Source organism: Mesorhizobium onobrychidis (assembly GCF_024707545.1).
Lineage (GTDB): Bacteria > Pseudomonadota > Alphaproteobacteria > Rhizobiales > Rhizobiaceae > Mesorhizobium > Mesorhizobium onobrychidis.
On record NZ_CP062230.1, the window covers coordinates 1 to 25,295 of the forward strand.

The window sequence follows — 25,295 nt, forward strand, 5'->3', positions numbered from 1 at the left end:
ATGAACGTGAGTTCGCCCGTTCCCACGAAAATCCCGTTGCTGTTCGAGAAAAGCATTCTCGAGCAGGGCGACCAGATATCGAAGAAGCTGCACCTACTCTCGATGCAGCGCTTCCCTCCCCATGCAAAGAAGAATCTTCGCTCGTTCTCGCTGGCCGAGGTTGCCACGTATCTTGGGGTCTCCCAAAGCCATCTGAAGAAACTGCATCTGGAAGGCAAAGGCCCGGTGCCTGAAACCTCAACGTCGGGCAGGCGGTCGTATACTGCTGAACAGATGCTTGAGCTGCGCCAGTATCTCGACCAGTACGGGCGATCCGACGCCCGAATGTATGTTCCCCATCGGCGGCCGGGCGAGAAGCTTCAGATCCTAGCTGTGGTCAATTTCAAGGGCGGCAGCGGTAAGACCACCACCGCTGCCCACCTCGCCCAATATCTTGCGCTGACCGGGCACCGTGTCCTAGCTGTCGATCTCGACCCGCAGGCGTCGCTCTCCTCATTGCATGGGTTCCAGCCTGAACTCGACCAGACGAAATCGCTTTACGACTCGATTCGATATGACGACCAGAAGGTGCCTCTCTCGGAAATCATCAAGCCAACGAATTTCCCGGGCCTCGATATTGTCCCTGCGAACCTAGAGCTGCAGGAATTCGAATACGACACGCCTCTGGCAATGACCGACAGGTCCTCGAATGTGGGCAGGGCGTTCTTCACGCGCATCTCGACGGCATTGACGGAGGTCGACGATCGCTACGATGTCGTAGTTATCGATTGTCCGCCGCAGCTCGGGTATCTGACGATCACCGCACTGACCGCGGCGACGTCGGTGTTGATCACGATCCATCCGCAGATGCTCGACGTGATGAGCATGGGCCAGTTTCTGCTGATGCTCGGGAACATCCTCGATCCGATCAGGGCGGCGGGTGCCGAGGTGAACCTGGAGTGGTATCGCTATCTTGTTACTCGATTCGAACCCACGGATCAGCCGCAAGCGCAGATGGTCGCGTTCCTGCATACGCTGTTTGGCGAATTCATTCTCAAGAACCAGATGCTGAAATCGACGGCGATTTCCGATGCGGGGATTACCAAGCAGACCCTCTACGAAGTTGAGAAGAATGCGATGACCCGTTCCACATACGAGCGGGCAATGGATGCGCTGGAAGTCGTAAACGGTGAAGTCGCCGACTTGATTCATAAAGCATGGGGGCGCTGACTTTTGTCCGCTGACAAAATCGGATCTTTTTCGAATGCATTCAATGGACTAGGCGCTATCTGGAGGTAGACAAATATGGCACGTAAGAACCTTCTTGCAGGCCTCTCAGAAACGGAGACCGACGACCAGGTGTCGTCTACCTCCACGGCGGCATATCCGATCCGCGGCGCTTCGAAATCTATGATCCGCTCAGTCAATGAGTTGGCAAAGCAAGCGGATGCGTATCTTGAAGGCGAGCATGTGGTCGAACTCGATCCAAACGTCATCGACGGCTCGTTCGTTTCCGACCGCATGGGCGACGACAAGGAGCAGTATCAAGAACTGCTGGAAGCGATCCGGGAGAGGGGTCAGGATACTCCCATACTTGTTCGTCCGCATCCCGGTATCGACGGCCGCTACATGATCGTTTTCGGCCATCGCCGCGTCCGAGTTGCCGGCGAACTGGGGCGGAAGGTGAGGGCGGTCGTCAAGGAGATCGACGACAAGACTCATGTCATTGCCCAGGGTCAGGAGAATTCTGCTCGGGCAAATCTCAGTTTCATCGAGAAGGCGATGTTCGCAAAGCGCCTTGAAGACTTAGGATACGACAGAGATGTCATCTCGTCGGCATTAGCCTCGAACGCCGCTGCTGTCTCGAAGATGGTGTCAGTTGTCACAAGGATTCCGGCATCTGTCATCGGCAAGATTGGGTCAGCTGCGTCTGTCGGTCGCGAGCGGTGGGTCGAACTGTCCCTGCTTGTCGGCAAGAAATCCGACATGGTTACTGAAATCCAGTCCGAACCCGAATTCGGTGAGTTGGAAAGCAACGAACGCTTCGAAAGGTTGCTTGCGGCCCTGAATGCCAAGGGGAAGCCCGTTCGCAAGGCCAGTGTAAAGCCCGAGGCACAATCTTGGGCTCCTGAGGACAAATCAGTTAGCGTCAGTGTCAAGAAGGCAGGCAGGGCCGTCACAATCGCTGTGAAGGAGACAGATGGCGGCCGCTTTGGAACGTGGATTTCCGACAATCTGGGCGACCTTTATGAGGCGTTCAGGAAGTCGGAGAGGACAGCAACAGGAGACTGAACCGCAAAAGAAAAAGGCCCCCGACGGCGAACCGTGGAAGCCCTTCTCGATCTGTAGCAAGCCGAGAATCTCATTTCCACGAATCAGTGTCAAGAGTTTTAAGCGTCGATTCGGCGGACGGATTTCTTTTGCCTAATTGAAGGCGAAAGGAAGAAATGGAGACGGGTATAGCAACGACGCCCTTTGGGCGGCGGCCGATGTCGCTTGCCATGCTGGCAGCGCAAAACGAGTCACGTGAGATCCCCAAAGGCAGGGTCGTTGACAAATGGCAGATCTATCGCAACCTCTGCGAGGGCAAGAGCATCATCGGCATCGGCGATCGCGCCCTGGCCGTCCTGAATGCGTTGCTGTCATTCTATCCTGACAGCGAGCTGAGTGAGGAAAACGGCCTCATCGTGTTTCCCTCGAACGCTCAGCTGTCCCTCAGGGCGCACGGCATGCCCGATTCCACCTTGCGGAGGAACCTGGCGGAGCTGGTGGATTGCGGTCTAGTCATCCGTCGGGACAGCCCGAACGGCAAGCGTTATGCACGCAAGGGCAGGGGTGGGGAGATCGAGGAAGCATTTGGCTTCTCGCTGGCGCCGCTGCTGGCCCGTGCTCAAGAGTGCGAGGCGGCGGCCGAGCGTGTCCGCGCCGACAACAGGGCGCTCAGGCTAATGAGGGAACGCATTACGCTGCACCGCCGGGATATCCAGAAGTTGGTCGAGGCGGCCGTTGAGGAAGACGTGGCGGGCGACTGGGGAGGCCTGTGGAGGCGCTTCCGCGCCGTTGTGGAGACAATTCCGCGCCGAGCCCGCATTGCCGAGCTCGAGCCTATCGTGGCCGATCTGGCAGCGTTGCGTGACGACGTGGATAAGCTGCTGGAAATCCATATGGAATCTACGATTCCGAGCGGCAATGAGTCCCAAAGCGAGCGGCAGCAATCTGATTCAAATACCGACTCTATTTTTGAATTTGAACCTGCTTTGGAAAAAAGCGGGGCGGCGGCCGAGCCACTAACGAGGACCGCAGAGCCGCCGAAAACCTATCCGCTGGGGCTAGTGCTGAAGGCCTGCCCCGAAATCGCGGACTACGCCGTTGAGGGGATCGGCAACTGGCGCGATTTCATGATAACCGCCGCCCAGGTGCGGGGATACCTGGGCGTTTCGCCGTCTGCGTATGAGGATGCCTGCCATGTCATGGGTCAGGAGATCGCCGCGGTGGTGATTGCCTGCATTCTGCAGCGGGCACAGCACATCGAGTCAGCTGGCGGCTATCTGCGCGTTCTGACCGAGAAGGCGAGGGCAGGGGAGTTTTCGGTCGGGCCGATGCTGATGGCGGCATTGCGAGCGAACGGCGCGACTGCGAAGATGACAGGGTAGCCGTTGGCGGATCCGTTCGCGCTGATGCGGGGCTTGCATGACGCATCAAGTGAGGCTATATTTTGCCTCAAATGGAATGGAGAGTGAAATGCTAGCGTTCGGAAATGTCGCCGACGTGTTGGGGCTGCCCGTCAAAGAGGTGGCGGCGCGGTCGCCTTTCGGGCTGATCTCCCGGATCGAGCATGGACTTCCCATTGGCGCGCTCGAGCGCGTTGCGCATCTTCTGGCGCCTGGCGATGCTCAGTTCAAATACCGGCTGATCCCCAAGGCGACCTACGAGCGGCGCAAGGCGGTACATCGCCTCTCGTCGGACGAGGGTACACGATTGGCCCGCGTGGCGCGCGTCTGGGGCCTTGCTGTCGATGTCTGGCAGAACGAAGAGGAAGCGCGCGATTTCTTGTTTCGGCCGCACCCGATGATCGAGGACAAGCGACCGATCGACGTCGTTATCCTGAGCGAGTTCGGCGCCGAAATGGTGGTCGATATCCTCGCAGGTCTGAAGTACGGCAGTGCTGCGTGACGGCGCAGACTCTCGATCGCACGCTATCGTCCTTTCGTATCGGCGATCCGGCCGGCACCTACCCGATCTTCGATGCGACCGGCTCGACAGTCGCGCCAGGTCGATGGAATACGCCCGGAAGTCCTATCATCTACACCAGCGAGCACTATTCGACCGCCCTGTTGGAAAAGCTGGTGCATGGCAGCGGCCGACTGCCGCCCAACCAGCACTACATCGAAATCACAATCCCGCGCGGACTGAGCTACGAGGTCTTTTCCCAGCCGTCACTGCCCGGCTGGGACACGATGCCGGCGACGGTGAGCAAGGGATTTGGCGAAACCTGGTGTTTAGACCGGCGCAGCGTCATCCTGCTGGTGCCGAGTGTCGTGGCGCGTCTCGATTGCAATGTGCTGATCAATCCGGCGCATCCGGAGTTTTCAAGGATCCAGACAAGTCTGCACCAGCCGGTCTACTGGGACCGGCGGCTGTTTGGCGCGTAACGGGGAGGGGCTTGTCGCCTACAGCCTCGAGGCCTTGGTGAGATTAGCACGGAACGGGTCACGTCGGCGCTGGTATTTGCGTGTCATCTCCGCCGAGGTGTGGCCGAGCTGCTTTTGCACAAAATGTTCATCGACCTCGGCCGACGAAGGCAAGCTCGGCGCGCAGGGAATGGCCGGAGAACTTTTGGCCCCGTTCGCCTTCCGACCGGTCGCCGCGCCCGCCGGCAAATGCGGCTGCCTCGAACCAATTGTCCTGGAGCTGACGCCGCAAGCTGTGATGTGTCGGATCGATCTGCGGCTCAGACGATGATCCGCGCCGCCCGCCCGAGCGTGCGCTCGGCGTCATTGTAGTAGTTGGACGCCTGTTGCACCGAGCGGTGCTGCGACTGCTGCATGGCTTCGGGCAGCGGAATGCCGCGACGGGCGGTTTCGGTGAGATAGCCGGAGCGCAGGCCGTGGGCGGAAAACGCCATCGGATCAAACCCGGCCTCGGCGATGCGGCGCTTGAGGATCAGATTGACCGCTTGCGGCGTCAGCGCGCGTTTTTTGAGATTGCCCCAGCGGTCGATGCCGCGAAACACGGCGCCTTCCCTGATCCCGGCGCGCTCGAGCCAGCCTTTCAGGGCCAGAACAGGCCGGCCGACGAGCAGCACGAATGCGTCGCTGTCGGCCTGTGTCGTTTTTGTCCGGCCGAGCCGGATCGACAGACAGGGCAGTTTTTTGCCGCCGGGAGCCTTGGGATCGGTGGGTACCGGCTCTTCTTCGACGATCTGCTCGAACCGGAGCGAAGCAATCTCGCTGCGGCGGCGGCCGCCGGACGCAAAGGCGGTTATGAGAAGAGCGCCGTCGCGCACGTCGACGAGACGGTCGCCGGCGCAGATGTTGAGCAGGGTGGTCAAAATATCGGCGGTCACCGCCTTTTTGCTCTTGCGGCCGCGGGGGCGGGCGCTGGCGCGCACCGCCAACTTGATCGCGCTCTGCAGTCCCGGCGCGTTGAATTTTCCCCTAAGACCGCGCCATTTGGTCAGCGTCGACCAGCTGGACAGACGCCGGCGTACGGTGTTCGGCGCGTGCGGTCCATCGACACGCAACAGTTTGGCCGACTTCAAAGCCGCGGTCACGTCTTCCGGCATACCGTGCGAGACGTCGGTTTCACGCTTTGCGGGATCCCACAGGTGATGCGCGACGAATTTGATCAGCAGTGCCTCCGGCGCCGGCCAGGGGAGCGAAAAACCGGTCGCGGCCAGCGACCAGGCCTCGAGGTAGCCGAGGTCGGAGGCGAGTGCCCGCAGCGAATTTTCGCCGATGCCTTCTTTGGCGAGATGGCGCAGAGTGGCGACATCGTCGTCGGTGAGGATTTCGGCCAGAAAATCGCGCCGGTCGAATGGCAGAACCGACTCCAGCGCATCGAGCGCCTCCGCACGGCGCAGTTTTTGGTCGGGTACGGGTTTTGGCAGGCGAAGATCCATGACGGCGGCTCAGAACAGATATTTTTTGTCTGCCCAGGCGAGCAGCACGGCTGCATCGCGGTCTGGCAGGCGCACGCGGCCGGCACGCAAGCCGTCGGCGATGGTGTGGCCGACGTCCGGATCGACCCAGTGCCCGTGCGTCATCAGAAAGAACCAGGCGAAGGGCAGGCCAATCTCGGCGTCGATCGCCTCGGTCCGCTCCATCAGGCGGTGCACCGAAATACCTTCTTCCAACGACAGCTTCCCGGCCGGCATTTTGAGCGGCCGCGGGATAAAACCGATCTCGCGCCGGCCACGATGCTCAAGATCGTGGATCTCGAATGCCCAATGGTCAAAAATGCGGTGGGCGCAAGCGCTCGACCGCTCCCAGTCGGCAAAAAAGCGGTTTTCGCGCGGTACAAAATCGAACCACCCGGGACTGGCTTCCAGGAACGGGATGTCTCGTGTGCCGGCGGGCCCAACCTCATGAAGGACGCTGTTCTCGAGCTCGGTTCGGCGCGCCTCCCGCTGCTCGCGTTCGATGCGGGCCCTGCGCGCCAGAAAACTGCGCATGTGAACGATGCCGCCGCCGGCGCGGCCGCGCAGCCGGTAGACTGGTCCTGCGAGCGGCTGCGCCTCAGCAGCGGAATCGCGAGAAACCCAGGTCGGCTCGAAGAGATGGTCGACGCTGTTGGGGCGGTAGTCGGGATCAACGACGGGGCCGGCTAGGACCTCGATCTCGCGGCCGAGCGAGAGTTGCACGAAGTCGGCGACGCCCGGCCCGGTCGGCGCAAAGGCGAAGGCGCTGGTGCCGCGCCATTCGGCGAATTTTTCCCCGTCCTCGCGATGCCGGTTCCAGAAGGCGGTCAGATCGCCGTTGAGTTCGGCCAGCTCGCTCTCGATCCAGGCACGGTGGTCGCCGCGGCGCGTGCCGTCGGCAGCGACAACAGCGTGAGGGTTGCACCAGTAGGGATCGTCGATCGTCACGACGGTGAAGGCAAAGCCTGGAAAGGCCTTGTTGAGGGCAGGGGCGAGCTCGGCGTCGGCCGACTGCGCCTCCAGAGATGCGAGCACGGTTTCGACGGAAGCGGGATCGGGCAGGCGGACGGGTTCCGTGGTCATGCAAGGTTCTCTGCGGCGGGAACGAAAGATGCGCTTTCTCGTCGATGTCAAGCCCGATTGTCGTCGCCGGCGGGCTCCTGGGAGGGCGATTCTGGCTGATTTGGGCGGCGATATCAATCACTATCGATAAGAGGTCATTATCGATAGTGAGCCTTGTTCCCAGAATCATCGCCTGTGACGGAAGTGAATAGCGATATAGCTTCCGTTACGCGAATCGGTTACAAAGAAATCAATGGCTTACGATTTTTCCAGCCTGCCCCTGAACAGCCTGATCGGGCCGCTCGCCCGCGCCGAAGACCTTTTGGCCCGGCTCGACGAGCGCGTGCAGAAGAGTCCGCTGCGCGACGGTTTTTTGCAACGCTCCCACTTCGCGGACGCGGCCGCCGCGCTGTGGCTCGACGGCGAACTCGTCCATGCAGAAGACCTCGTGCTGCACGACACCCATATGGACATCCGCACCCCGACCCACGAACTCACCCGGGCGCACGCCGTGCTGCGCGCCCGCCGCCGGATTTTTGGCCACAAACCCGACTGGGCGCTTTCTCGCGTTGGCATTTTGGCCTTGCGCGGGCGCGAAGGGCAGGGCGGCGGCAACGGGGCGAGTCCGGGACGTGCCGGCTCCGAACCTTATCCCGCGACGGCGGCCGGTGGGGCGGGCGACGACGCCGACGAAAGCCTTTCCGAAGACACCGACCAGGCGGTCGCGCTGAGCGAAGAGCTGGCCGAGATCGACGCCGTGCTGGCCCGCTCCAGCCGGCTGCTGGCGGGCGAAAAGTTCGCGCCGCGCGCCGCGGACGGCGAAGATGTCGACACGACAGGGCAGGGGGCAAACGCGCGAGAGGGCTTGCCGAACAGTCTCGGGCCGCTGATCCGCGATCTCGACTGGGACGAGGAACAGCGGCTGGCCGACTGGCTCGCCGTCGTCGACCGGCTCTGTGGCGAAAACATGCCGGCCGTGCTGAGCGCGGCGATCGCCTGGGAGGCCTGGCAAGACATCGAACCGCTGCAGCACCAACATTGGCTCGGTACGCTGCTGGTGGCCGCCCTGCTCAGGGAGCGCGGCAAGGTCGGCTCGCATCTTTTTTGCCTGAATGCCGGATTGCGCGTCGTTCCGCGGGAACGGCGGCGGGCGCGCGATCGGACCGCCCGGCTGCTCGCTATCCTCGACGCTTTCGCCGAGGCGGCCTCGGCCGGACTGAAGGAGCTCGACCGGCTGGTGCTGGCCAAGGGCCAGATGGAGCGCCGGCTCAGGAAGCGGCGCAATAACTCGCACCTGCCGGCGTTGATCGACTTGGTGCTGGCGCGGCCGGTGGTGTCGGCGGGATTGATCGCGGCCGAGCTGAAAATCAGCCAGCGCGCCGCGCACGGCCTCGTCGCCGAACTCGGCATCCGCGAGGTGACCGGCCGGGGGCGCTACCGGGCGTGGGGGATCGTCTAATACTCCTTTCCGTGCGGCGGTGCTTGTCTAGCCACCGATCTCGGCCGCGCTGCGGCCAGCTCGTTTTTTCGGATCTCACGCGCCTGAATGGGCTGGTCAGACCGCATCGTCCGGGTGCATAGTTATGTCCGGACTTCGCGGGCGGTACCTGTCCGCAGCAATGCCATTGCCCGGTCCCGTCTTTGTGCTGCATCCGTCCGCGATCCCGATGGGACCAGGCCACATGGAGGCTACCATGCTGGTAAAGGAAGCGATGACGGGCGAAGTGCGTTGGTACTCCCCCGATACGCCGATACAGGAAGTCGCGCGCGTTATGCGTGATGAAAGTATCGGTTGCGTGCCGATCGGCGAGAACGATCGGCTTGTTGGCATGATCACAGATCGCGACATCACCTGCCGCGGCGTGGCCGCCGGCGAACGCCTCGAAGCCTTGACATGCCGCGCGGTGATGTCGCCCGGCATATTCTTCTGTTTCGAGGACCAGACACTGGAGCAGGCGCTTGGGCAAATGCAGGAGCACCAGGTACATCACCTCCCAGTGCTCAACCGGCAGAAGCGGATGACGGGCCTCATCTCGCTGGGTGATATCGCCCTGAAGGGCGAAAGTTCGATCCTCGCGCCGCTTGCCAAAATTGCCGCACGCGACGCTGAACGGCACCTGCAGGCCGCCTGAGGTTTTCAGGGACGCTTGCGTCAAATAGACGGGGGCGGCATGCGCTTAGCGGGAACCAGGCATGCCGCCCCCAAATATCAATCGGCGTGGGGGTTCCGCGCCGATCGGCACGATAAGCCATTGCAATCTCGGTCACGCTGTGGCGCCTGTTCACACCCATGCTGAGCGATGGACCTCGGCTGTTAACGGCTTCAAGCGCGGCTGGTGCGTAGTCCCGTGTTAGATCGAAGATAGGTGTCGCGCACCGTCATCGGTAGGTCGCAGCCGTAGCGTGGTGATGCCAGAGGAGTTCAGATTTGATCACATTCAATGGTATCCTTCGGGCCGAGAATATTGATCCCAGTACCGTGCTACTCGTTCGTCACCAAGATGGGCGATCCAAGAGCAACCGCACACCCTACAGCCTCTGGCGAACTGACCCGGAGGCATTGGAGCTCTACCAGAGAATCCAGAGCAAGGACCGTTTCCCGCTAGGATCACGCCTCGCCAGCTTTGTCGGTACTCCTTCCGGCGAAACGCTGTTCACCGGCCTCTACGCGGTTGTTGAACGTGGATTCGTACCACCCGGCACGATCGATCCGGTTTCGGCGGAGAGCGTCGAAGGCCTGCATTTGTATACGCTCGACCGCGACCCACGCCTCGATGCGTACCGCGGCCTTCTGGTTGTCGATTGGGGGCAGGGATTCCGCTCGTGGATTCAAAAGGCCCAACGCCAAGACAAGCCAATCTTGGAGCTACGCCGCACGGTTGCCGATCCGCCGTTCCCTGGCTTCACCGAGTTCCGGCACGATGTAGACACGATCGAAGCGATACCGGAGTCATGGAAAGAGGTGCTGCGTTCTGTGAAGGGCGTGTACGTCCTCGCATGCAAGGAAACCGGCAAGCTCTACGTCGGATCTGCGAAAGGGGAAGAGAGTCTGTGGGGCCGCTTCGCTGATTATGCGGCAAGCGGCCACGGCGGTAACGTGGAGCTAAAGAAGCGCGGCAAGAGAACCTACCAGGTGTCCGTGCTTGAGGTTACGAACAGCGCCGTTGGGATCGAGCGCCTCGAAGAGCTGTGGAAGCGAAAGCTGATGAGCCGAGAGCACGGCCTCAACGACCCGGTGTTCTCTCCGGACCTGGAGGCGATTTCGGCGTTCGCCGAAAAATTTGCCGACCGTCAATTCTCGTTTGGTGAGTGGGCCGGAGGAGAAACCAAGGACGGAGCCACGCAGATGCCTTGGTTAAAGATGTCGGACGACGCCATGGCTTTCGTCAAAGCGGCGTATGATGGCCGGTGGATTTTGGACGGCGAGTTCTCCTGGGTCCAATGGAAGGAGAGCGAAGAAGCGCGTCGTCTTTTCAATGAGTCCGGCCGGATTGAGAAGGCCAATGTGCGGCAGCTGGCGCGACTGCTGACGGCCTTGATCCGGAGCGACCATTTTGCGGAGGGAACGCTGAATGGCGCATTTCAAAGTGGCCTTTTGCCGAGGATAGTCAGGCGCGCTGCAGTCTTGGCTGGATCTTTGACAAGAGCCGATCCGCTGGCGCCAACGGCCGCGGCGCCCTGATCAGCGACGCAACGGCTCGTATTTGCTGACCGTATTCGAGGTGGCGTGGGCAACCACACCACGTTTGCTTCCTGGCGGTGTCTTACCAAAGAAGCTTCGACGCGTACGACCGCCCGCAAGCATGGTCAAGGCTCTCTTCCGGCATCCGGTACGGGCGGACGGCATTGCTTATCGCGCGCGACATGACGACGACGAGCTCTGCTATGCCTTCTTTGATCGTTCGATGACGGTCTTACGTGAAGCCGAGAGAAAAGTGGACCTCGACGGTGACTGGTTTTGGGAGATCGCCGCACGATACAAACTTGGCCTTTCACCTGGCTGATAGGCAATGAGGCCAGAGCCAATCGTAAGCTAACTTCTGACCTTGGTTGGATGCGATGTACGGCTAAGAGTTGCCCACCAACGAGGTCACTATCCGAGCTGCGAACCGCCCCGGCCCACCGGACCGGAGTATCAGCTATCACGGCTGGCGGCCGCAGGCACATTGCCTTATTTGTTGGATCTGGTCGGTTCGAGGATGTGCGTCGCCGATGCAATTTCTTCAGTCCATCACCTCATAGGGCCAGTCAAAGCGGCTATAAAGAAACGGTTTGCCACCTTCCCGATTAGTTATCCCCTTTGCGTAGATGCGGAATTTTGTGCCTACAGGATGGTTCTTACGCATCGAACGAGAGCATTCCACATCCATACTGGTTGGGAAGGGCTGTCCTTCAATTGGCCTAACATGGATAAATGAGCTTTTTCCTGGCTTCCTTGCCGCATAGGTCTCGACGACAATTTGCTGGTAATCCGACCATCGGCTGTTCATGGTTCTGTTCTCCGAATATATCCCCAGATGGCAAGCCTTCGATCCAATCGCAATATTGCACAGCTGTCTACCAACTGTTTGACTTGTCGGAGGAGTTTGAGGAAGGTTCAGTGTTTGGGATTCGGTCGCTTAAAGATTCCAATGCGTGGTCTCCTCACCTTTTTTCGACAGGCCGGATGCCATCAACTGATCGAATATGGATAGTAAATTCCGGGACAGAAAGTCAGGTGGTGCTGCCAAGTACTGGGCCGACAGTCCGACCTCCAACGCTGTGCATTGCGCGGCAAAGAAAGCCGAAGCGTCATTAGGGCGGGGTGTTTAATAGATGCGATTTATGGCAACTAACCGCTAACTAGGGCTGCACCCGAATTTCAGGATGATCATGATGAAAAGATTCACTTTGGAGCTTACCGCTGATCCGAGCGGATCAGATCAAGAGGAAGCTCTCTTGGTGATCATTCGGGCCACAGCCCAAAAACTGCTGGCGGATACACTTTTGCTAGAGTGCAAGCGGCAACCGAACATCGCCGTGTACGTAGCCGATATGTTTTCCGGCGTTCAGGAAATTGATCTCGAAGCCCCTTCGTTGCCGGATAGGAAAAGGGTGCCGCCCCCAGGAATGATGCACTCGAGCGATCACGTTCGAAGTGTAGTCGATTGGATTCGGTCGCAGGACACCGATGTAATACTGTACAGTACCTACGTGAACGAAATAGAAAAATTCAATTTTCTCTCGGACGACCGCATAAAATTCAACCAAGAACTCGAAGAGCTTGGGTACACCATATCAGGGTTCGCCACACTTGCTGACGGGACGGATATCCCTGTCGCGATTGCTCTCGCTAGTAGCGGGGAGCAGCCAATCCAACTTGGCGGGCAGGTTGCAAAAGAAGAAGTAGAACAGGGGCTAAGGCGAAGCGCATCTGAGTGTGGTATATTGCCGGGCGACCAAGTATGGCAATATTCGACTCTATCAGATCAAGAAAGCCCAGGATTTGGCATGGAGAGCGGGTACGCGATAGTTCGTGGCGGTGTAGTTGTGAACATTTTAGTAACGCGGATCACCTAGCCCAGATGACGAAGGAATGGGCAATTAATACAATTATACGGGATGGACGTGATCAACACCGTGCTATTGCGAGTCGCTTCGTCTTGGCAGCGGGAACAGGCTTCCCACTTCATAGCTCGGCACCCTGACTATCCAGTTTCCTCATCTTCTCTGGCGCGCCAAACCTTCGAACGCATTGATGTGAACCGCGACTACGAGCCGACTTCTTCAACGATATCCGCGCAATTCGCTCGTTTGACGATCGCCAGCTGTTTAGTTCTGCGGCTGTAAGTGCACGTACAGGCTCTCAGCCAGTGTCGCTTTCGAGGTCCTAGGGCAATCCGTTACGAACGTTGGGCGAGAAGGCACTTACAGGCGCCGTGGTCGGCGAGGTTGTCCGATTGCGCATTCGAGAGCGGCGGCATCCCATTCCGCGAGGTCGGCAGCGGCGCGATAGGCGCTCTCGAGAAAACCCATGAGGATCGCTTCCGGATCGGCTGCTCCGCGCACCGCGTCATAAGGCAGCAGGAATTCTCCAAGGCTCGCTTCGTAGTATGCGGCGTCGGGAAGGATCTTTGCCGCGGCGAAGCCAGCCGGTGCCGGATAGGCATAGGAATAGAAGGCGGGAAAGTCGACCGCTCCACCGCCCGGCCAAAAGCCAGCCGACGAAACCTCATGACTGTAGGCTTCGCGGGTGATCTCGTCGGGCAGGGCGGGAATGCCACCCGGGTGCAGGGGCGCTCGCCGCCCGGAAAAGCGCGTCACTGCGAGATCGAAGCTCCCCCAGAACAGGTGCACCGGGCTGACCTTGCCGAGATAAGCGGTGCGGAAGGTCTGGAGTACGGCTGTCACCGCTATGCTTGCCTTGAAAAAGCGCGCGACGGCATCGGCATCGTAGGGCCGCTCGGCTCGGTCCTCTGCGAACGGAATCGCGTTCGGGATTTCATTCGGCATGCCGTTCAGCTCCGCCGTCCCGCCGAGGCTGCGAACGAGGTCTAATGCGTGAGCATGGAAGGAAGCGACCGACATCGGCTCGAGCGGAAATCGGGCAGTGCGTCCGTCGGTGGCCGCTCCGACCACCTGATGGTCGACCAGGTCGAGGCTGAGCTCGATCCCGCCAGCTCCATCAGGCACGAGCCCGGTCGTGAAGCCGCGAGCATTAGGATAGAGGGTCGCGTGCCACGAATGGTTCACCCAGGGCGTGCGCGCAAGCCGATATTTCCCTATGATCTGGGAATAAAGATGCAGCGCGGAGCAGGTGCCGCGCCAAGGACCATACGGTATGTCCGGCCACCGATCATGGATGCGGTCGTTCATCGGGCTAACCTACCTTCGACAAAGTTGAACAACAATCTGCGAGTGCCCCTTCGCTCCGGTCACAATACCCGCCCCGTTGAGATAGAGTAGGTCCAAGGCATTGTCAGTTTCGCTTGGGATCGATCCGTTCATTTGGGTCCCGCTTCAACCACAAGGATGCCGAAATTTGAAAAAGGGCTCTGACCTCCTCGTTGCCGCCCTCGAGAATGAGGGAGTGGATCGGATCTTCGGTGTCCCCGGCGAGGAAAATCTCGACGTCCTGGAGTCGTTGCGCACCTCGGGGATCGAATTGATCACAACGCGGCATGAGCAGGCGGCCGGCTTCATGGCGGCCACGCATGGACGGCTGACCGGGCGGCCCGGCGTTTGCATCTCGACGCTTGGACCCGGCGCGCTCAATTTCTCGACCGCCGCGGCCTATGCCCATCTCGGCGCGATGCCGATGATCCTGATCACGGGACAGAAGGCGATACGCAGCGCCAGGCAAGCGCGCTTTCAGATCGTCGACGTGGTCGGATCAATGAAGCCGCTGACCAAGATGTCGCGGCAAATCGTCAGCCCGCGCAGCATCCCGACCGCCGTACGCGATGCTTTCCGGGTTGCAACGGAAGAGCGTCCCGGCCCGGTGCACCTGGAGCTTCCCGAAGATGTTGCTGGTGAGAAAATCGCGCTCATTCCTCCCATTCCGGTGCATCGGCTGGAAAGTCCGGTGGCCCATGCCGCCGCGATCAATCGTGCAGCCGAGATGATACTCGCGGCCAAGCGTCCTCTGATCATGATAGGCGCGGCTGGCAATCGTCCCAGGCTGGTCGGTCCTCTCTCTGACTTTGTGCGACGCTGCCGCATTCCGTTCTTCAACACACAGATGGGCAAGGGCGCCGTCGACGGCGGCTCCAACCTCTATGTCGGAACGGCCGCGCTTTCCGAGCGCGATTATGTGCACGATGCGATCGAGCTTTCGGATCTGATCATCGCCATTGGACACGACACGATCGAGAAGCCGCCATTCCTCATGCGGGACAAGGGCGGCCCCAAAGTCATCCACATCGGGTTCACATCAGCGACGGTGGAACAGGTGTTCCATCCCGATGCCGAAGTGGTCGGCGACATCGGCACGACCGCGGCCGTGCTCGCTGATCGGCTCGAGGGCCGGCTCAGCCCCGACACGAAGATCATCGAGCTTCGTCAGACGATTCTGTCGCGGATCAACGAGCGCAGCCTGGAGGATCGTTTCCCGATCAAGCCGCAGCGCATCGTACACGACGTCAGAACGGTCATGCCCGAGGACGGCATCGTCTGCCTGGACAACGGCATGTACAAGATCTGGTTCGCCCGCAACTACCGCACCCATCATGCGAACACGCTGCTGCTCGACAACGCGCTCGCGACCATGGGGGCGGGATTGCCGTCGGCGATCATGGCGTCGCTCCTCTATCCCGAGCGCCGCGTGATGGCGGTATGCGGTGACGGCGGCTTCATGATGAACTCCCAGGAACTCGAGACAGCCGTTCGCTTGAGGCTTAACCTTGTCGTGATGATCCTCAACGATTCCGCCTACGGCATGATCCGCTGGAAGCAGGCGGTCGACGGATTTCCGGACTTCGGGCTCACATTCGGCAATCCCGACTTCGTCCGCTACGCCGAGTCGTACGGGGCCAGCGGTTCCCGCGTCGGCGCAGCGGAGGAGCTGGTTCCAACGCTGGAGGAAGCCTTCAAGGGAGGCGGCGTCCATCTGGTGGACGTCCCGATCGACTATTCGGAGAATGCCCGCGTCCTCGTCGAAGAGCTGCGCAGGCATTTCGCGGCCAAGGAATCGCAATGAGGCGAACCTATGCTGCCAATCCTGCAAGTCAGCGGAGAAGCCCCTTGCAGGCGGTCCTGCCCCGGCCGCTTTCGCCTCGTAGGAAGAGGCTTCATGAATTGGTTGCAGCCGAAGCATCAATGCAATGTCGGGAAATGGCGCCCAGTGTGCCCTTTGCCAAGGTGCACTTCATCGGGCACCGCCAACCGGCAATTCTCAAACCGAATCCTTAGTAGCGCTTTCTGGTGAGACGCTACAATTCGCAGGCTCGCGTCGAGCGCTACGGCTAGAAGCCGTGAGGCTGATAGAGGGGCTGCGCCGCAGCCCGAGCGATACGAAATCGGAAATACTAGTGAGGGCGCTCTCGCCACTGCAAGAGGCCGCAAAACCTGCGGCTGATGGCCGGAAGGTCTTCGACTACAAGGAAGGCATTCGCCTGCCGGTCGGTGAAAAGCTTTACCTGTTCCTGTCGCGAGGGGCTAAGTATGCAGGCAAGCCCGATGCCCAAGGTGAAATCCGCCAGGACGGGTTCTACATGGATGGCAAGCGCATTGAGCCGTCGCATGGAAGGCCTTTCCAGCCGGCCATGGAAATCGTCCAAAATCGAAAGAAGCACTTCAGCAAAACGAACGGCGGAACGGTGTCGCTGAGCGCTATCAGTAAGTGGTGCGTCCTGCGGAACGGGAAATTTACGTCGCTCCGTGAGTTGAAGGACCCGGCGCTGAAGCGCACTCGCGGGAAGCGCATGGACCTTGATAGCCTTGACGAGCTCGACGATTGAGCAAATCCCTCGGCGACCGAGTTTATGGCCTACAACTGTGAGCTTGAGACGAAGACCGTGCTGCGGACGGTGGCGAGCAATCTATTGTCAGGAACACAGGAACCGGTCATTTGATCAGTGTGAAGATCTCGCCAGACTTGGCCACACAACCAATCAGGCTGCCTTGCCGACCTGTTTTTTGATACCCATTTTTTTGCATCATCTTAGTTACGAGATAACCGGCCTGGATCGTGGCCTCGTAAGTTTTCGCGTACTTGTCTTCGAGCGCGGCTTTCAGCAGCGGGTCAATTGCGGCCAAAGCCGGCAATCCTTGGTTCGTGGCTCCTATAGCAGCAGCCACCCCTTGCGGAGAATTCACGATCTTGGCCATTTCCCGGCCAACCGGAGTGTCCAGTTTCAAACCTTTGGGATCTGTGTATGCCAGGCCGCACTCCTCAATCATTCGTACGAGGTCTTCCGCGCCGAGACGGTTGGCATTGTTCCAAAGGTCATACCTTCCTTGTTGAGTGAGGGCCGTGATCCTTTCTTTGGTCCAGTGCATTTTCACTCGTATCTCCCCATATCCGATGTGATTGAACGGAAACTGACAGCAACACGACCAGTTGGTATTAGCCTACCGCCAGTAGGTTAGGTCCTCGATGACGAGAAGCTGATTGCGCTGATCAGCCGCGCGGTGCCGGATTAATAACAGCTTAAGGGTTCCCTATTCAAAGAGGCTTATTCGGCAGCTTCCTCTACCGTGGGGGCCGTCAGCCGATTCCACAGAAGCTCCAAATCGTCATTCTCGCGCGGCAGAGTATCCAGGAATGCCTGCTGGATGCGGATGGCAAAATTCATCCGGTCCGGCGGCCGCTCGGGGCGCTTCAGGCCGCCGAGCGGTTTCCAAGAGTCCGCGGGTAGTGGCGGCCCAGGATCAGAGGCGGCCCAGACCCAATCTACACGTCGCTCACACGGGAGAAGGTCATTCAGCGGATTCCAGGACCAGCAGACCTTGAAGCCCGACGTCACGTCGGGGAGGAGAAAGGCCATCAGGTATCTACTGGGTTTATCCTCTGCCTTCCGGCGCTCGTGTTCAGACCAATAAATGCGCTCCGTCGCAAGCGTCTTGATTTCAATGTGCCATTCATCGCAATCCGACGACAGCACGACGTCGCTCTCGCGGACTTCCTCGTCCCGAACGTTGAAGCTAGGGGTCCAGCCAACTGCGATGGTATTCTCGAGGCGCCTAGCGAACCACTCTTCACCGGCATAGCCAAGCGCTCGTGCTTGAATGGCTGCCCCTGCAGCGATCGCGCGTCCGGGAGTGCCACCTCCGCTCAACTTACTTCCGCCCTCATAAAGTGGACGCTTGCGCAGAGCACTGGAAAGTACGGAGCCCGAGCGACCGCTAGTAGCGGACGGAAGTTGGGTCGATCGCCCGTCTGACCTCGTGCCTCGATCAGCTTTGGAACCGTCGCTCTTATCCACTCCAGTATACTCGCTGCCGTGGTCCTCGTCGAACTCCCGTGGGCCAAGGCCGACATCTGTCTCAGGCAGTAAGGGGGAAGGTCCAGGCGGCTCAATTAACAAAGATGCGGTCGGCCGCGACACAAACTCAGGGGGAGGTGCTTCATCATCAACAAGGCTCAATTCTTCGAGGCGGTAGCTCGGGATCCCGCCATCGCGAAGAATGGCGGATACTTCCTGAGCGTTGGGCGCCTTAAGGATCTGGACAAACCAAAGGCGGAGATCAGCGGAATTTCGGAAACGGTCGGCACACGCCATCGCTAGGCCCTCCCAGAGACCGGCATCGAGGTTGATCAACCAGGTGCCCTGAACGTGGAAGGCCGCCGCCGCGTGGCGTGAGATGACCTGATCAGCCAAGGTCAGCGTCAGTGACAGGCCTTGCACGGAGCGGAGGATGCCGGGCTCGGCCCATTTTTCGCCTTTCCGTTCGCAGACGGCGGCGAGAGCCCGACGTCGAGATTTAAGCCGGCTTTCGAGGCGCGCAGTGATCTCGATCGGCCCGTCCCGGAAATCCGGGGTCACGGCGACCAGCTCGCTTGCTTTCCTGGTCTTCAACCGTTGCACTGAGCCGGCTCCTCGGTCGAGCATCGGCAGAAACAGCGGCTGGGTCGCGAGCAGCTCAGCATGCACCTCGGGGGAGGCAAGCTTGGGCTCATCAATCCAGACTACGTCCTTTGCAGGCACTGCGATCAGCTTGTCGCTTGTTGCCGCGACAACCCGCTTCGGGGTGCGAGGCTGGCGATCGTCGAATTTGCGCGAAACGAATTCTTCATAGAAATTGCGGGCGGCTCGGATCGAAATCGATCCTCCGCTTGCGACGTGGTCAGCGAGGCCATCTGCCCAATCGAGCCATGTCTCCCACGTGTCTGGCAGCTTTTCCTGAACCTTTAGTTGGGACACAAGAAACTTCTTCAGGCGTGAACGCTCGCCTAAAGGAAAGGATCCAACATCCAGAGTCGGCGTTATTCCAGGGAGCCCTCGATGCGGCCAATAGAGATCGCATGGCGCTCCTCGATTGCCGGGGTGCGTAAAGCTTGGTCGGCAAGGGAGATAGGCCTCTCGCTTCAACTGGTAGTCAGCGCAGGATTCGAACGGGTACGGCCGGTGCGCTAGCATGACGCCCCAAACCTTAGTGTAAGCCGCTGAGAGTTGCGAGACGGCCGGCTGCAGGACCTCGATCATTCGCAACAGACGAGCTGGTCTCACGTCAGCAATGGCATCTGGGAACCCGTCGACGTACCAGTCGCATTTCAGGTATCTGAGGGAAGACGCTTCAATGGCAGCCCAATATCTCGATTGGCAAAGGAGGCCATGATCCTGACGACCACTCATTGCCCGGATTTTCGGTTCCCATGAGACTCCTAGATATCTAAGCAGGGCTTTCCAGCGACCTTTGCCCACGACGTTGGCCTTTGGCGGCATGCCGACCACGGTTCTGCCGTCCTGTATGCGGAAATACTCCGCCATTTCATGGCTGCCACCAATTTCGCCACTTGCATAAGCATCTGCCGACGCGACCCAATCTGATCCAAACGGCACTCGCGCGGTTTCTATCAATGCGGCACGCGCCGGTTCGCTCAATTGAGTTTTTTTAGGAATGAACGGCTCGATCTTGGACCAGTCCAGATCAGGAAGCCAAGCGCAGAGGGTCTCAAGTGCCTCCCAGCCACGTTCGGCCCAGTCATTAGGGGACCAGTTGCTCAGGGTGGGCACGAGGCAGTGGACGATCTTGTCGTCGATACTCCGAAGAAGACGACCCTCGATTAGCGGCGCCCATTTCTCTGTCTCCTTACCCGAAGGAAAGACCGCCTTGACAAAATCGGAATGAAGATCGTCGACCACAAGCCATGACGGCCACGCTGCGGAGCGGAAGTTGACGAGAGGCTGCTTGCCCTCGAGCGGCCTCACATTGCCATCGTTCACAAACCAGAACGACCCCTTGGCGAGGAGAGCAGTGGCACTGTCCGTCAGATTGCCACCCTCAAGGCAGGCATCACGAATCACATCAGCCGCGTTAAGGCACTCATCCAGTGTTTTGCAGCGCACGTTTGCGAGAAGTTCAGCATAGTCGGCGATTCGCAAAGTCTCAGCCCCGAATTCACGCAACGCCGGCGCAGCCTCAATCACCGCTTTAGCGCATAGCCGAGCCTCTCTGATCGCCTTCAGCCGACGATCCAGTATGGAAACAAGGTTGTGGGACCAGATTCTAGCGCTAGACGGTGACACGAGCCGCCCACCATGAGTTGGCACGAACTCTGCGGCATGTACCGCCATTCCAAGGGCGCGTTCGATCTTGCGATCGAGCCGAGTGACATTGGCGGGAGGCAGCTTCGCCAGCGGCCGAAAGAGCTCCAGAGCGGAGGCCGGCTCCAAATAGCTGGCGGCATGGCTTGCTAGGTCGCCTAGTGCATCGAGGAGCACCGACTGGTGTTTCGCGCCAGCCAAAAGGTGGTTGCGATCACTGCGGAGTTCGAACGCGGCATGTACCAAAAACGGCGCCGAGATCGTCTCCTGAGTTGGGAAGAAGACATGGACAGGTATCTCCCGCTGGGCCGGAATAGCAATCTTCCCTTCCACCTTGACGGCGATAGTAGCACTGAGCCGCTTCGATCCATCGGTCGGCGTCTCCCAAAGCTTCGACCACATCCGCCATTCTTCCACTTGGCTCTCGTTGCCTTCCAAGGTCGAAAGGACCGCTCGGACGGCCATGCCATTGAGACTGCCGCCCTGTTTGCTCATGCGGCGAGCCGTGCCATTTCCGAATTGGATCTCAAGGGAGGTCAGGTGCTGGCAGAGAAGCAGGAAATGCGGAGCAAGCCCGCGGAGGCTGTGCTCGACCTGCTCTCGGGTTTCCGCTCCCTTGTACGGGAGCTTGACGACCGTAGCGAAGCCCTCAGAGCGAAACGATTTGACCAGCTTGTCAGGCAGTGTGGTATGCGGCAACCTGAAAACCAAGCGCGGCGGCTTCGCAACCAGCTTGCTAAGCATGGTTGCCGATCGATCCGGATCGAAAGCGAAATGGAATTGCCCCGAATGCACTTCAGGGCGATCTGTCAGTTCCAGAACGGACTTGAAGCCTAATCCCTTTGCTCCGATCAATTCGCTTGAGGGACTGCCGGCTGGAGCCATGGCATCATCGGCATTCTGGAGCAACTCCCAAAGCGCGCGCCCCGCATAGTCTCGTCGTGCGGCATTTTCCTCGTTGACGTGGGCGTTCAAGTCGTTGAGGTTCTGACTGTAAAGGTCCAAGCGCTGATTGCTGATAGCGCTTGCTAGCTCGCCGTCTCGGCAATTATAGTTATCGATCGGTGCGCCTTCCGCCTTGGTACTGAGATATTGGTTCGAGATGGAGATGACGCCGGGTCGGTCCATCGGCCGTCCAGTATTGGCGAAATAGATCGCCTCATCCGTAATGACTATTTTCACGCTGTTGAGCACCGTCCGCTCCCTCGCAATCCCACTAGCGCCAGTTCAAAATTTCAGGCGTCGCGTCCGCTTCGCTGCTGTAATTATCTTTCCGTCATCGCTCATTACTAGATAACTGTTCAGCCGATCCGAAAGTCTTGCGTACTGGCGCCCCAGTTCTTCCTCGGCGCGCGCTCGTGCTCTGTCATCCATGAAATACACGTCTGCGCCGTGTCGGCGTTTGCGACGCCCGTAGGCGAGGATGGCATCGACAACTTCGGCCTTGATCCCTCTCTGCTGACAGCGGATTTCTGCGTGGTTCGTGTACATCGAATTCTCCTCCTTCCTGTGTCGTCTGGAAGGTAGGAGAGGGGGATGCCAATTCCTGTCATGCAGCCCGCCCCCGTGAAACGGCAGCCATGGTAGCGCCTTCCTGCGTAAGGCCATACTCATGCAAGGCGCAGAGCGTATTGACGAGCCGCATCTCGTTAACGTTGCTGCAGGGAACCTCCAGGAGGCGCGGACTGGCGAAAACGAGCGCAAGCACCTGCGCCCGCGAAACAGCGACATTGATCCGGTTGAGGCTGAAAAGGAACTCGACACCCCGCGGTATTTCATCTGCCGACGAGGTAGTCATTGACACGATGCAGACGGGTGCTTCCTGTCCCTGGAATTTGTCAACCGTTCCGATGCGTGCGCCGGCGGGCAGCGATCTTTTCAGGGCATTGACCTGGGCGTTGTAGGGCGCCACGATCAGGATGTCCGCAAGCGTCAGGTTTTTCTCCAAACCATCACGGTTGCGAAACCTTGCTCCGACCAGGCGATCGATCTCTTTACGGATCGCAGCAATCTCCTCGACAGAAGTCTGTCTGTTTCCCGTGTGCGAAACTTGCAGAAGATGGACACCCGAAGATCGGTCGACGGGATCAAGAAGGAGAGCCTGTTTTGCGGCGCCTTCATCCGAAGTGAGGCGGCCCTCATAGACGATGTCGGATATGAATCGGCAAACGTCTGGGTGCATGCGCCGCGACACCGGCAGGAAAATGCCCATGTCGGCCGGAACAGTGTTATGCCCGGCGAGCAGATATTCGAGCGACGACAGCCCACTTTCTCCAGGATGCGCACCCTGAATCGGCTGAGGCAACTGCATAGGATCGCCAACCAGCACAATGTTTTTGGCACAGGTGCCCATCGCAACGATGTTCGCAACTGAAACCTGGCCAGCCTCGTCGACAAACAGATAGTCGAAAGCCTGTTGGAATTCTGGCCTCGAGAGCAGCCAAGCCGTCCCGCCCACCACTGAGGCCGTGATCAACTGAATGTCTTCATTTTTGGACGTGACGTAGATGGAGCCATGCGGATCGTCGAAGCCGTCTCCCCCTTTCTTTGCTATGGCGACCGATGTGCCGGCTTCGTTGGCTCTATCGACCACCGCACACAGCAGATTGTCGATGGCCTTGTGGCTATTGGAGGCGACTGCAATCCGCTTCCCTCGCTTGACCAAATCCAGGATAGCGCAGGAACTGACGTAAGTCTTTCCAGTGCCTGGTGGTCCCTGGACGGCCACTGTACTGCGATCGAGGTCACCGACCGCGGTGATGACTTCCGGAACGACATCTGAAGACGGATCGATGATGTTCGGCTGTCTACCATGGCTCAGAAAGCGAGGTCTGCAACGCTGCAAGAAATCCAGGATTGCCGGGAACTGCCGATCATCCCGAACGATTGAGGCCACCGCGCGTTGAATGGCGCCTTCGATGGTCCGGGTATCCAGCGGTCCTGCAGGAACCAGGCACGTCGATTCGGGTGCATCATCGTAGCGGTTCATTGAAAACTGCACGACCGCGCGATTGCTAGTTCGATCGATCTCGATCAGCTTCGCGGAAGACGGCAGGCCGTCCACCTCGATATGGCAATCTCCCACGTCGATCTTCGTCTCCTGTGCCGGAAACTCATAGGTGCGCTGCCAGTAGTTGCCGGCAACAGACGTTGCCGAGACAGCTTCCAGCCCGCCGAGGCAGTCGAGATCATCCACCAGTTCATCCGCCTCCCTCCCTATATTGTCAAAGATCGACCACCAGGCCGGCTTCTTTTCTCGCGGGTGGAAGTAGCTCAGATCAAACAGCAGGTCGGCCAGCCGATCCCCTAGTTGCGCGCGAACTGGCTGCAGCCTTTCCCGCAGTTTGTCCGCGGCCGCTTGCTCGGCAGCAACTCTCTCAAGATTACAGCCGGCGCCTTCGTCCGCCCCTCCTCGATCCCGCCATTCCATGTTTGGGGGACGCACCTCGGCTATTAACCAGTCGCGGAGCAGCTGCGTGGAGATGCAGTCAACCCGGTTGTAGTCGCGGATTTCATCGAGAATGCTTTGGTCGCCCGTCTCGCGCCATTTTTCATAGGCGACTACGCTGCCACCGGCAGTCTTCACCTCCCCGGTGCGTGCTTCCATGTAGAAAACTTCCAGATTCTTGAGCGAGTAGCGCGGTTCCGACGCAATCAGACCTGCCGAGACCACGCTGTAGAGATCGACGAACCTGTTCTCCCTGAGCATCTGATCCAGCAGCGCCTCGCCTACGCCATGACTGCTGGTGAGCTGGCGCAGGGCCGAAACCTCATACGCGGCGTAGTGATAGATGTGTGCTCTCGGGAACCGCTTCAGACGGTCCTCGAAGAAGACCATCAGCTGCCGCAGCGCCTCCTTCTCTTCCGTGCGATTGTGCGCCCAGAAATCTCGAAATTCTCCACTGCCTCCACTGTCGAACCAGACCCCATGGAGATATTCCAGCCCGTCCTCGTAGAAGGGGTCGCCTTCGATGTCATAGAACAGGTCTCCTGCATCGGGCTTCGGAAGCAGAGCCAGGCCCCGGTTAGGGTCGAACGGCTTAAGCTCGAACGAAGGCCGCCCTCCGGCCCGCCGCGCTGTCTGCAGACGAGCCTGGGTTCGCAACCTGCTCAGCGTCGTCTCCGCTAGCTTCGGGACTCCTTCATTGTGCTGCCCAAGGGCGGCCATTGTCGTCACGCCAGCTGCAATCAGCTTGCTCCGCTGGCTCCGGGAGATGCCAGCCACAAGGGCAAGGCTGTCCGACTCCTCCCAATGCGTCTGGCAAACCTCGCGCCAGCGGCACAGGTCGCACATCTTCACCGGATCGGGAGAGGTCGCGGGCGGATCGGCTACAAAGCGTTCCAGCCGGGATCGTGCATGGCGAGCATATGCCGCATAGTCCAATAGCCTGAAGGAGAAACGCTCACCGTTCCCCAGCTCAATGTGGGCATATTCCGGTTGAAGACCCTGAGCCTCAGCCAAAAGATCCGAATACAGCACAAGCTGCAGAATGTGTTTCGGGTCCGGCTTCCGTTTCAGCTTGGTATCAATGACCTCATAGGAATAGGCGCCCAGCAACGAGGGCTTATCGACCTTGATGAGAAAATCGGACCACCCGCCCCAGGGCAGCCCGAAAAACGCGCCCTGGAAGAGGACATCCGCGCCGGCAAAGAGCGCCGCACGCGTTTCCTTGGCAGCGGCTGGCAAATCCCGGTCGCGGCCGAACTCGATAACGCGATGGCCTTCTGCACGCAGCTTGGCAAGAAACTTCGCTTCGTGGGCGTCGCCCTGCTTCTGGAGGATCTTGGCATCCTCCGTATCCTCGGCGGGGAAAAGAGGTTCCCCCTTCGCGTATCTGAGATCCATCGCGGTCGCATGATTACAGCCCATGAACCGCATCAGGTCCGATGCGGAAAGCAAAATCTCCGAGCCTTCCAGTTTCATTTCA

At 59.5% G+C, this 25,295-nt stretch carries 20 protein-coding genes and 1 pseudogene; 12 read left to right on the forward strand and 9 right to left on the reverse strand.

All coding sequences use genetic code 11. The annotated features are described in order from the left end of the window. The 5 genes from repA (at position 1) to IHQ72_RS35995 (ending at position 4,631) form a co-directional block, all read left to right on the forward strand. Positions 1–1,209, forward strand: a complete 1,209-nt coding sequence (repA, locus tag IHQ72_RS35975) for a plasmid partitioning protein RepA (protein ID WP_258124224.1) — start codon at positions 1–3, stop codon at positions 1,207–1,209. Positions 1,210–1,284: 75 nt separating this feature from the next. Next, positions 1,285–2,271, forward strand: coding sequence for a plasmid partitioning protein RepB (gene repB / locus IHQ72_RS35980; RefSeq protein ID WP_258124225.1), 987 nt, complete (start codon positions 1,285–1,287; stop codon positions 2,269–2,271). A gap of 155 nt (positions 2,272–2,426) precedes the next feature. Next, a complete protein-coding gene (gene repC / locus IHQ72_RS35985) occupies positions 2,427–3,632 on the forward strand; it encodes a plasmid replication protein RepC (protein WP_258124226.1) in 1,206 nt (401 codons plus the stop codon). An 88-nt stretch (positions 3,633–3,720) separates the two neighbouring features. Next, the gene (locus tag IHQ72_RS35990; protein ID WP_236372488.1) at positions 3,721–4,152 is read left to right on the forward strand and encodes an Xre family toxin-antitoxin system antitoxin; all 432 of its coding nucleotides are present in this window, start codon (positions 3,721–3,723) and stop codon (positions 4,150–4,152) included. Then, complete coding sequence (locus IHQ72_RS35995) at positions 4,149–4,631, forward strand: RES family NAD+ phosphorylase (RefSeq protein WP_258124227.1); 483 nt, start codon at positions 4,149–4,151, stop codon at positions 4,629–4,631. The genes IHQ72_RS35990 and IHQ72_RS35995 overlap by 4 nt, the downstream gene beginning before the upstream one ends. An 18-nt stretch (positions 4,632–4,649) precedes the next feature. Here IHQ72_RS35995 and IHQ72_RS36000 read toward each other — a convergent pair. The 3 genes and pseudogenes from IHQ72_RS36000 to IHQ72_RS36010 all read right to left on the reverse strand — a co-directional run. Beyond that, positions 4,650–4,869, reverse strand: a pseudogene (locus IHQ72_RS36000) (tyrosine-type recombinase/integrase); the annotation flags it as partial. A gap of 61 nt (positions 4,870–4,930) precedes the next feature. Next, on the reverse strand, positions 4,931–6,100 hold the full coding sequence (locus IHQ72_RS36005; RefSeq protein ID WP_258124228.1) for a tyrosine-type recombinase/integrase: 1,170 nt from the start codon (positions 6,098–6,100) through the stop codon (positions 4,931–4,933). A 9-nt stretch (positions 6,101–6,109) separates the two neighbouring features. Beyond that, positions 6,110–7,201 (reverse strand): hypothetical protein, encoded by a 1,092-nt coding sequence (locus IHQ72_RS36010; protein WP_258124229.1) that lies wholly within the window; start codon positions 7,199–7,201, stop codon positions 6,110–6,112. A 232-nt stretch (positions 7,202–7,433) separates the two neighbouring features. Between IHQ72_RS36010 and IHQ72_RS36015 the strand changes: the two genes are divergently transcribed. From IHQ72_RS36015 to IHQ72_RS36030, 4 genes are all read left to right on the forward strand, one after another. Next, positions 7,434–8,639 (forward strand): RHE_PE00001 family protein, encoded by a 1,206-nt coding sequence (locus tag IHQ72_RS36015; protein WP_258124230.1) that lies wholly within the window; start codon positions 7,434–7,436, stop codon positions 8,637–8,639. A gap of 235 nt (positions 8,640–8,874) precedes the next feature. Next, positions 8,875–9,312, forward strand: a complete 438-nt coding sequence (locus IHQ72_RS36020) for a CBS domain-containing protein (RefSeq protein WP_258124231.1) — start codon at positions 8,875–8,877, stop codon at positions 9,310–9,312. A 296-nt stretch (positions 9,313–9,608) separates the two neighbouring features. Beyond that, the gene (locus tag IHQ72_RS36025) at positions 9,609–10,862 is read left to right on the forward strand and encodes a DUF6508 domain-containing protein (protein WP_258124232.1); all 1,254 of its coding nucleotides are present in this window, start codon (positions 9,609–9,611) and stop codon (positions 10,860–10,862) included. 121 nt (positions 10,863–10,983) lie between these two features. Further along, entirely contained in the window at positions 10,984–11,184 is a 201-nt protein-coding gene (locus tag IHQ72_RS36030) for a hypothetical protein (RefSeq protein WP_258124233.1), read from the forward strand. Between the two features lie 219 nt (positions 11,185–11,403). On the opposite strand, the gene IHQ72_RS36035 is transcribed toward IHQ72_RS36030, so the two are convergent. After that, positions 11,404–11,670, reverse strand: coding sequence for a hypothetical protein (locus IHQ72_RS36035; RefSeq protein ID WP_258124234.1), 267 nt, complete (start codon positions 11,668–11,670; stop codon positions 11,404–11,406). A gap of 382 nt (positions 11,671–12,052) precedes the next feature. Between IHQ72_RS36035 and IHQ72_RS36040 the strand changes: the two genes are divergently transcribed. Continuing rightward, positions 12,053–12,739, forward strand: a complete 687-nt coding sequence (locus tag IHQ72_RS36040) for a hypothetical protein (RefSeq protein WP_258124236.1) — start codon at positions 12,053–12,055, stop codon at positions 12,737–12,739. A gap of 348 nt (positions 12,740–13,087) precedes the next feature. Here the strand turns inward: IHQ72_RS36040 and IHQ72_RS36045 are convergent, their stop codons facing one another. Then, the gene (locus tag IHQ72_RS36045; protein ID WP_374120433.1) at positions 13,088–14,035 is read right to left on the reverse strand and encodes a DUF5996 family protein; all 948 of its coding nucleotides are present in this window, start codon (positions 14,033–14,035) and stop codon (positions 13,088–13,090) included. Positions 14,036–14,201: 166 nt separating this feature from the next. Here IHQ72_RS36045 and IHQ72_RS36050 point away from each other — a divergent pair, with 166 nt between their 5' ends. Then, positions 14,202–15,857: an acetolactate synthase large subunit gene (locus IHQ72_RS36050; RefSeq protein WP_258124237.1), complete on the forward strand. Its 1,656-nt coding sequence runs from the start codon at positions 14,202–14,204 to the stop codon at positions 15,855–15,857. A gap of 274 nt (positions 15,858–16,131) precedes the next feature. Then, positions 16,132–16,617, forward strand: coding sequence for a hypothetical protein (locus tag IHQ72_RS36055; protein ID WP_258124239.1), 486 nt, complete (start codon positions 16,132–16,134; stop codon positions 16,615–16,617). A 106-nt stretch (positions 16,618–16,723) separates the two neighbouring features. Here the strand turns inward: IHQ72_RS36055 and IHQ72_RS36060 are convergent, their stop codons facing one another. From IHQ72_RS36060 to IHQ72_RS36075, 4 genes are all read right to left on the reverse strand, one after another. After that, a complete protein-coding gene (locus IHQ72_RS36060) occupies positions 16,724–17,164 on the reverse strand; it encodes a hypothetical protein (RefSeq protein ID WP_258124241.1) in 441 nt (146 codons plus the stop codon). A 170-nt stretch (positions 17,165–17,334) separates the two neighbouring features. Continuing rightward, entirely contained in the window at positions 17,335–21,561 is a 4,227-nt protein-coding gene (locus IHQ72_RS36065; RefSeq protein ID WP_258124242.1) for a hypothetical protein, read from the reverse strand. 33 nt (positions 21,562–21,594) lie between these two features. Then, complete coding sequence (locus IHQ72_RS36070; RefSeq protein ID WP_258124243.1) at positions 21,595–21,858, reverse strand: DUF4258 domain-containing protein; 264 nt, start codon at positions 21,856–21,858, stop codon at positions 21,595–21,597. Between the two features lie 58 nt (positions 21,859–21,916). Next, positions 21,917–25,291, reverse strand: a complete 3,375-nt coding sequence (locus IHQ72_RS36075; RefSeq protein ID WP_258124244.1) for a TM0106 family RecB-like putative nuclease — start codon at positions 25,289–25,291, stop codon at positions 21,917–21,919. Positions 25,292–25,295 lie beyond the last annotated feature (4 nt).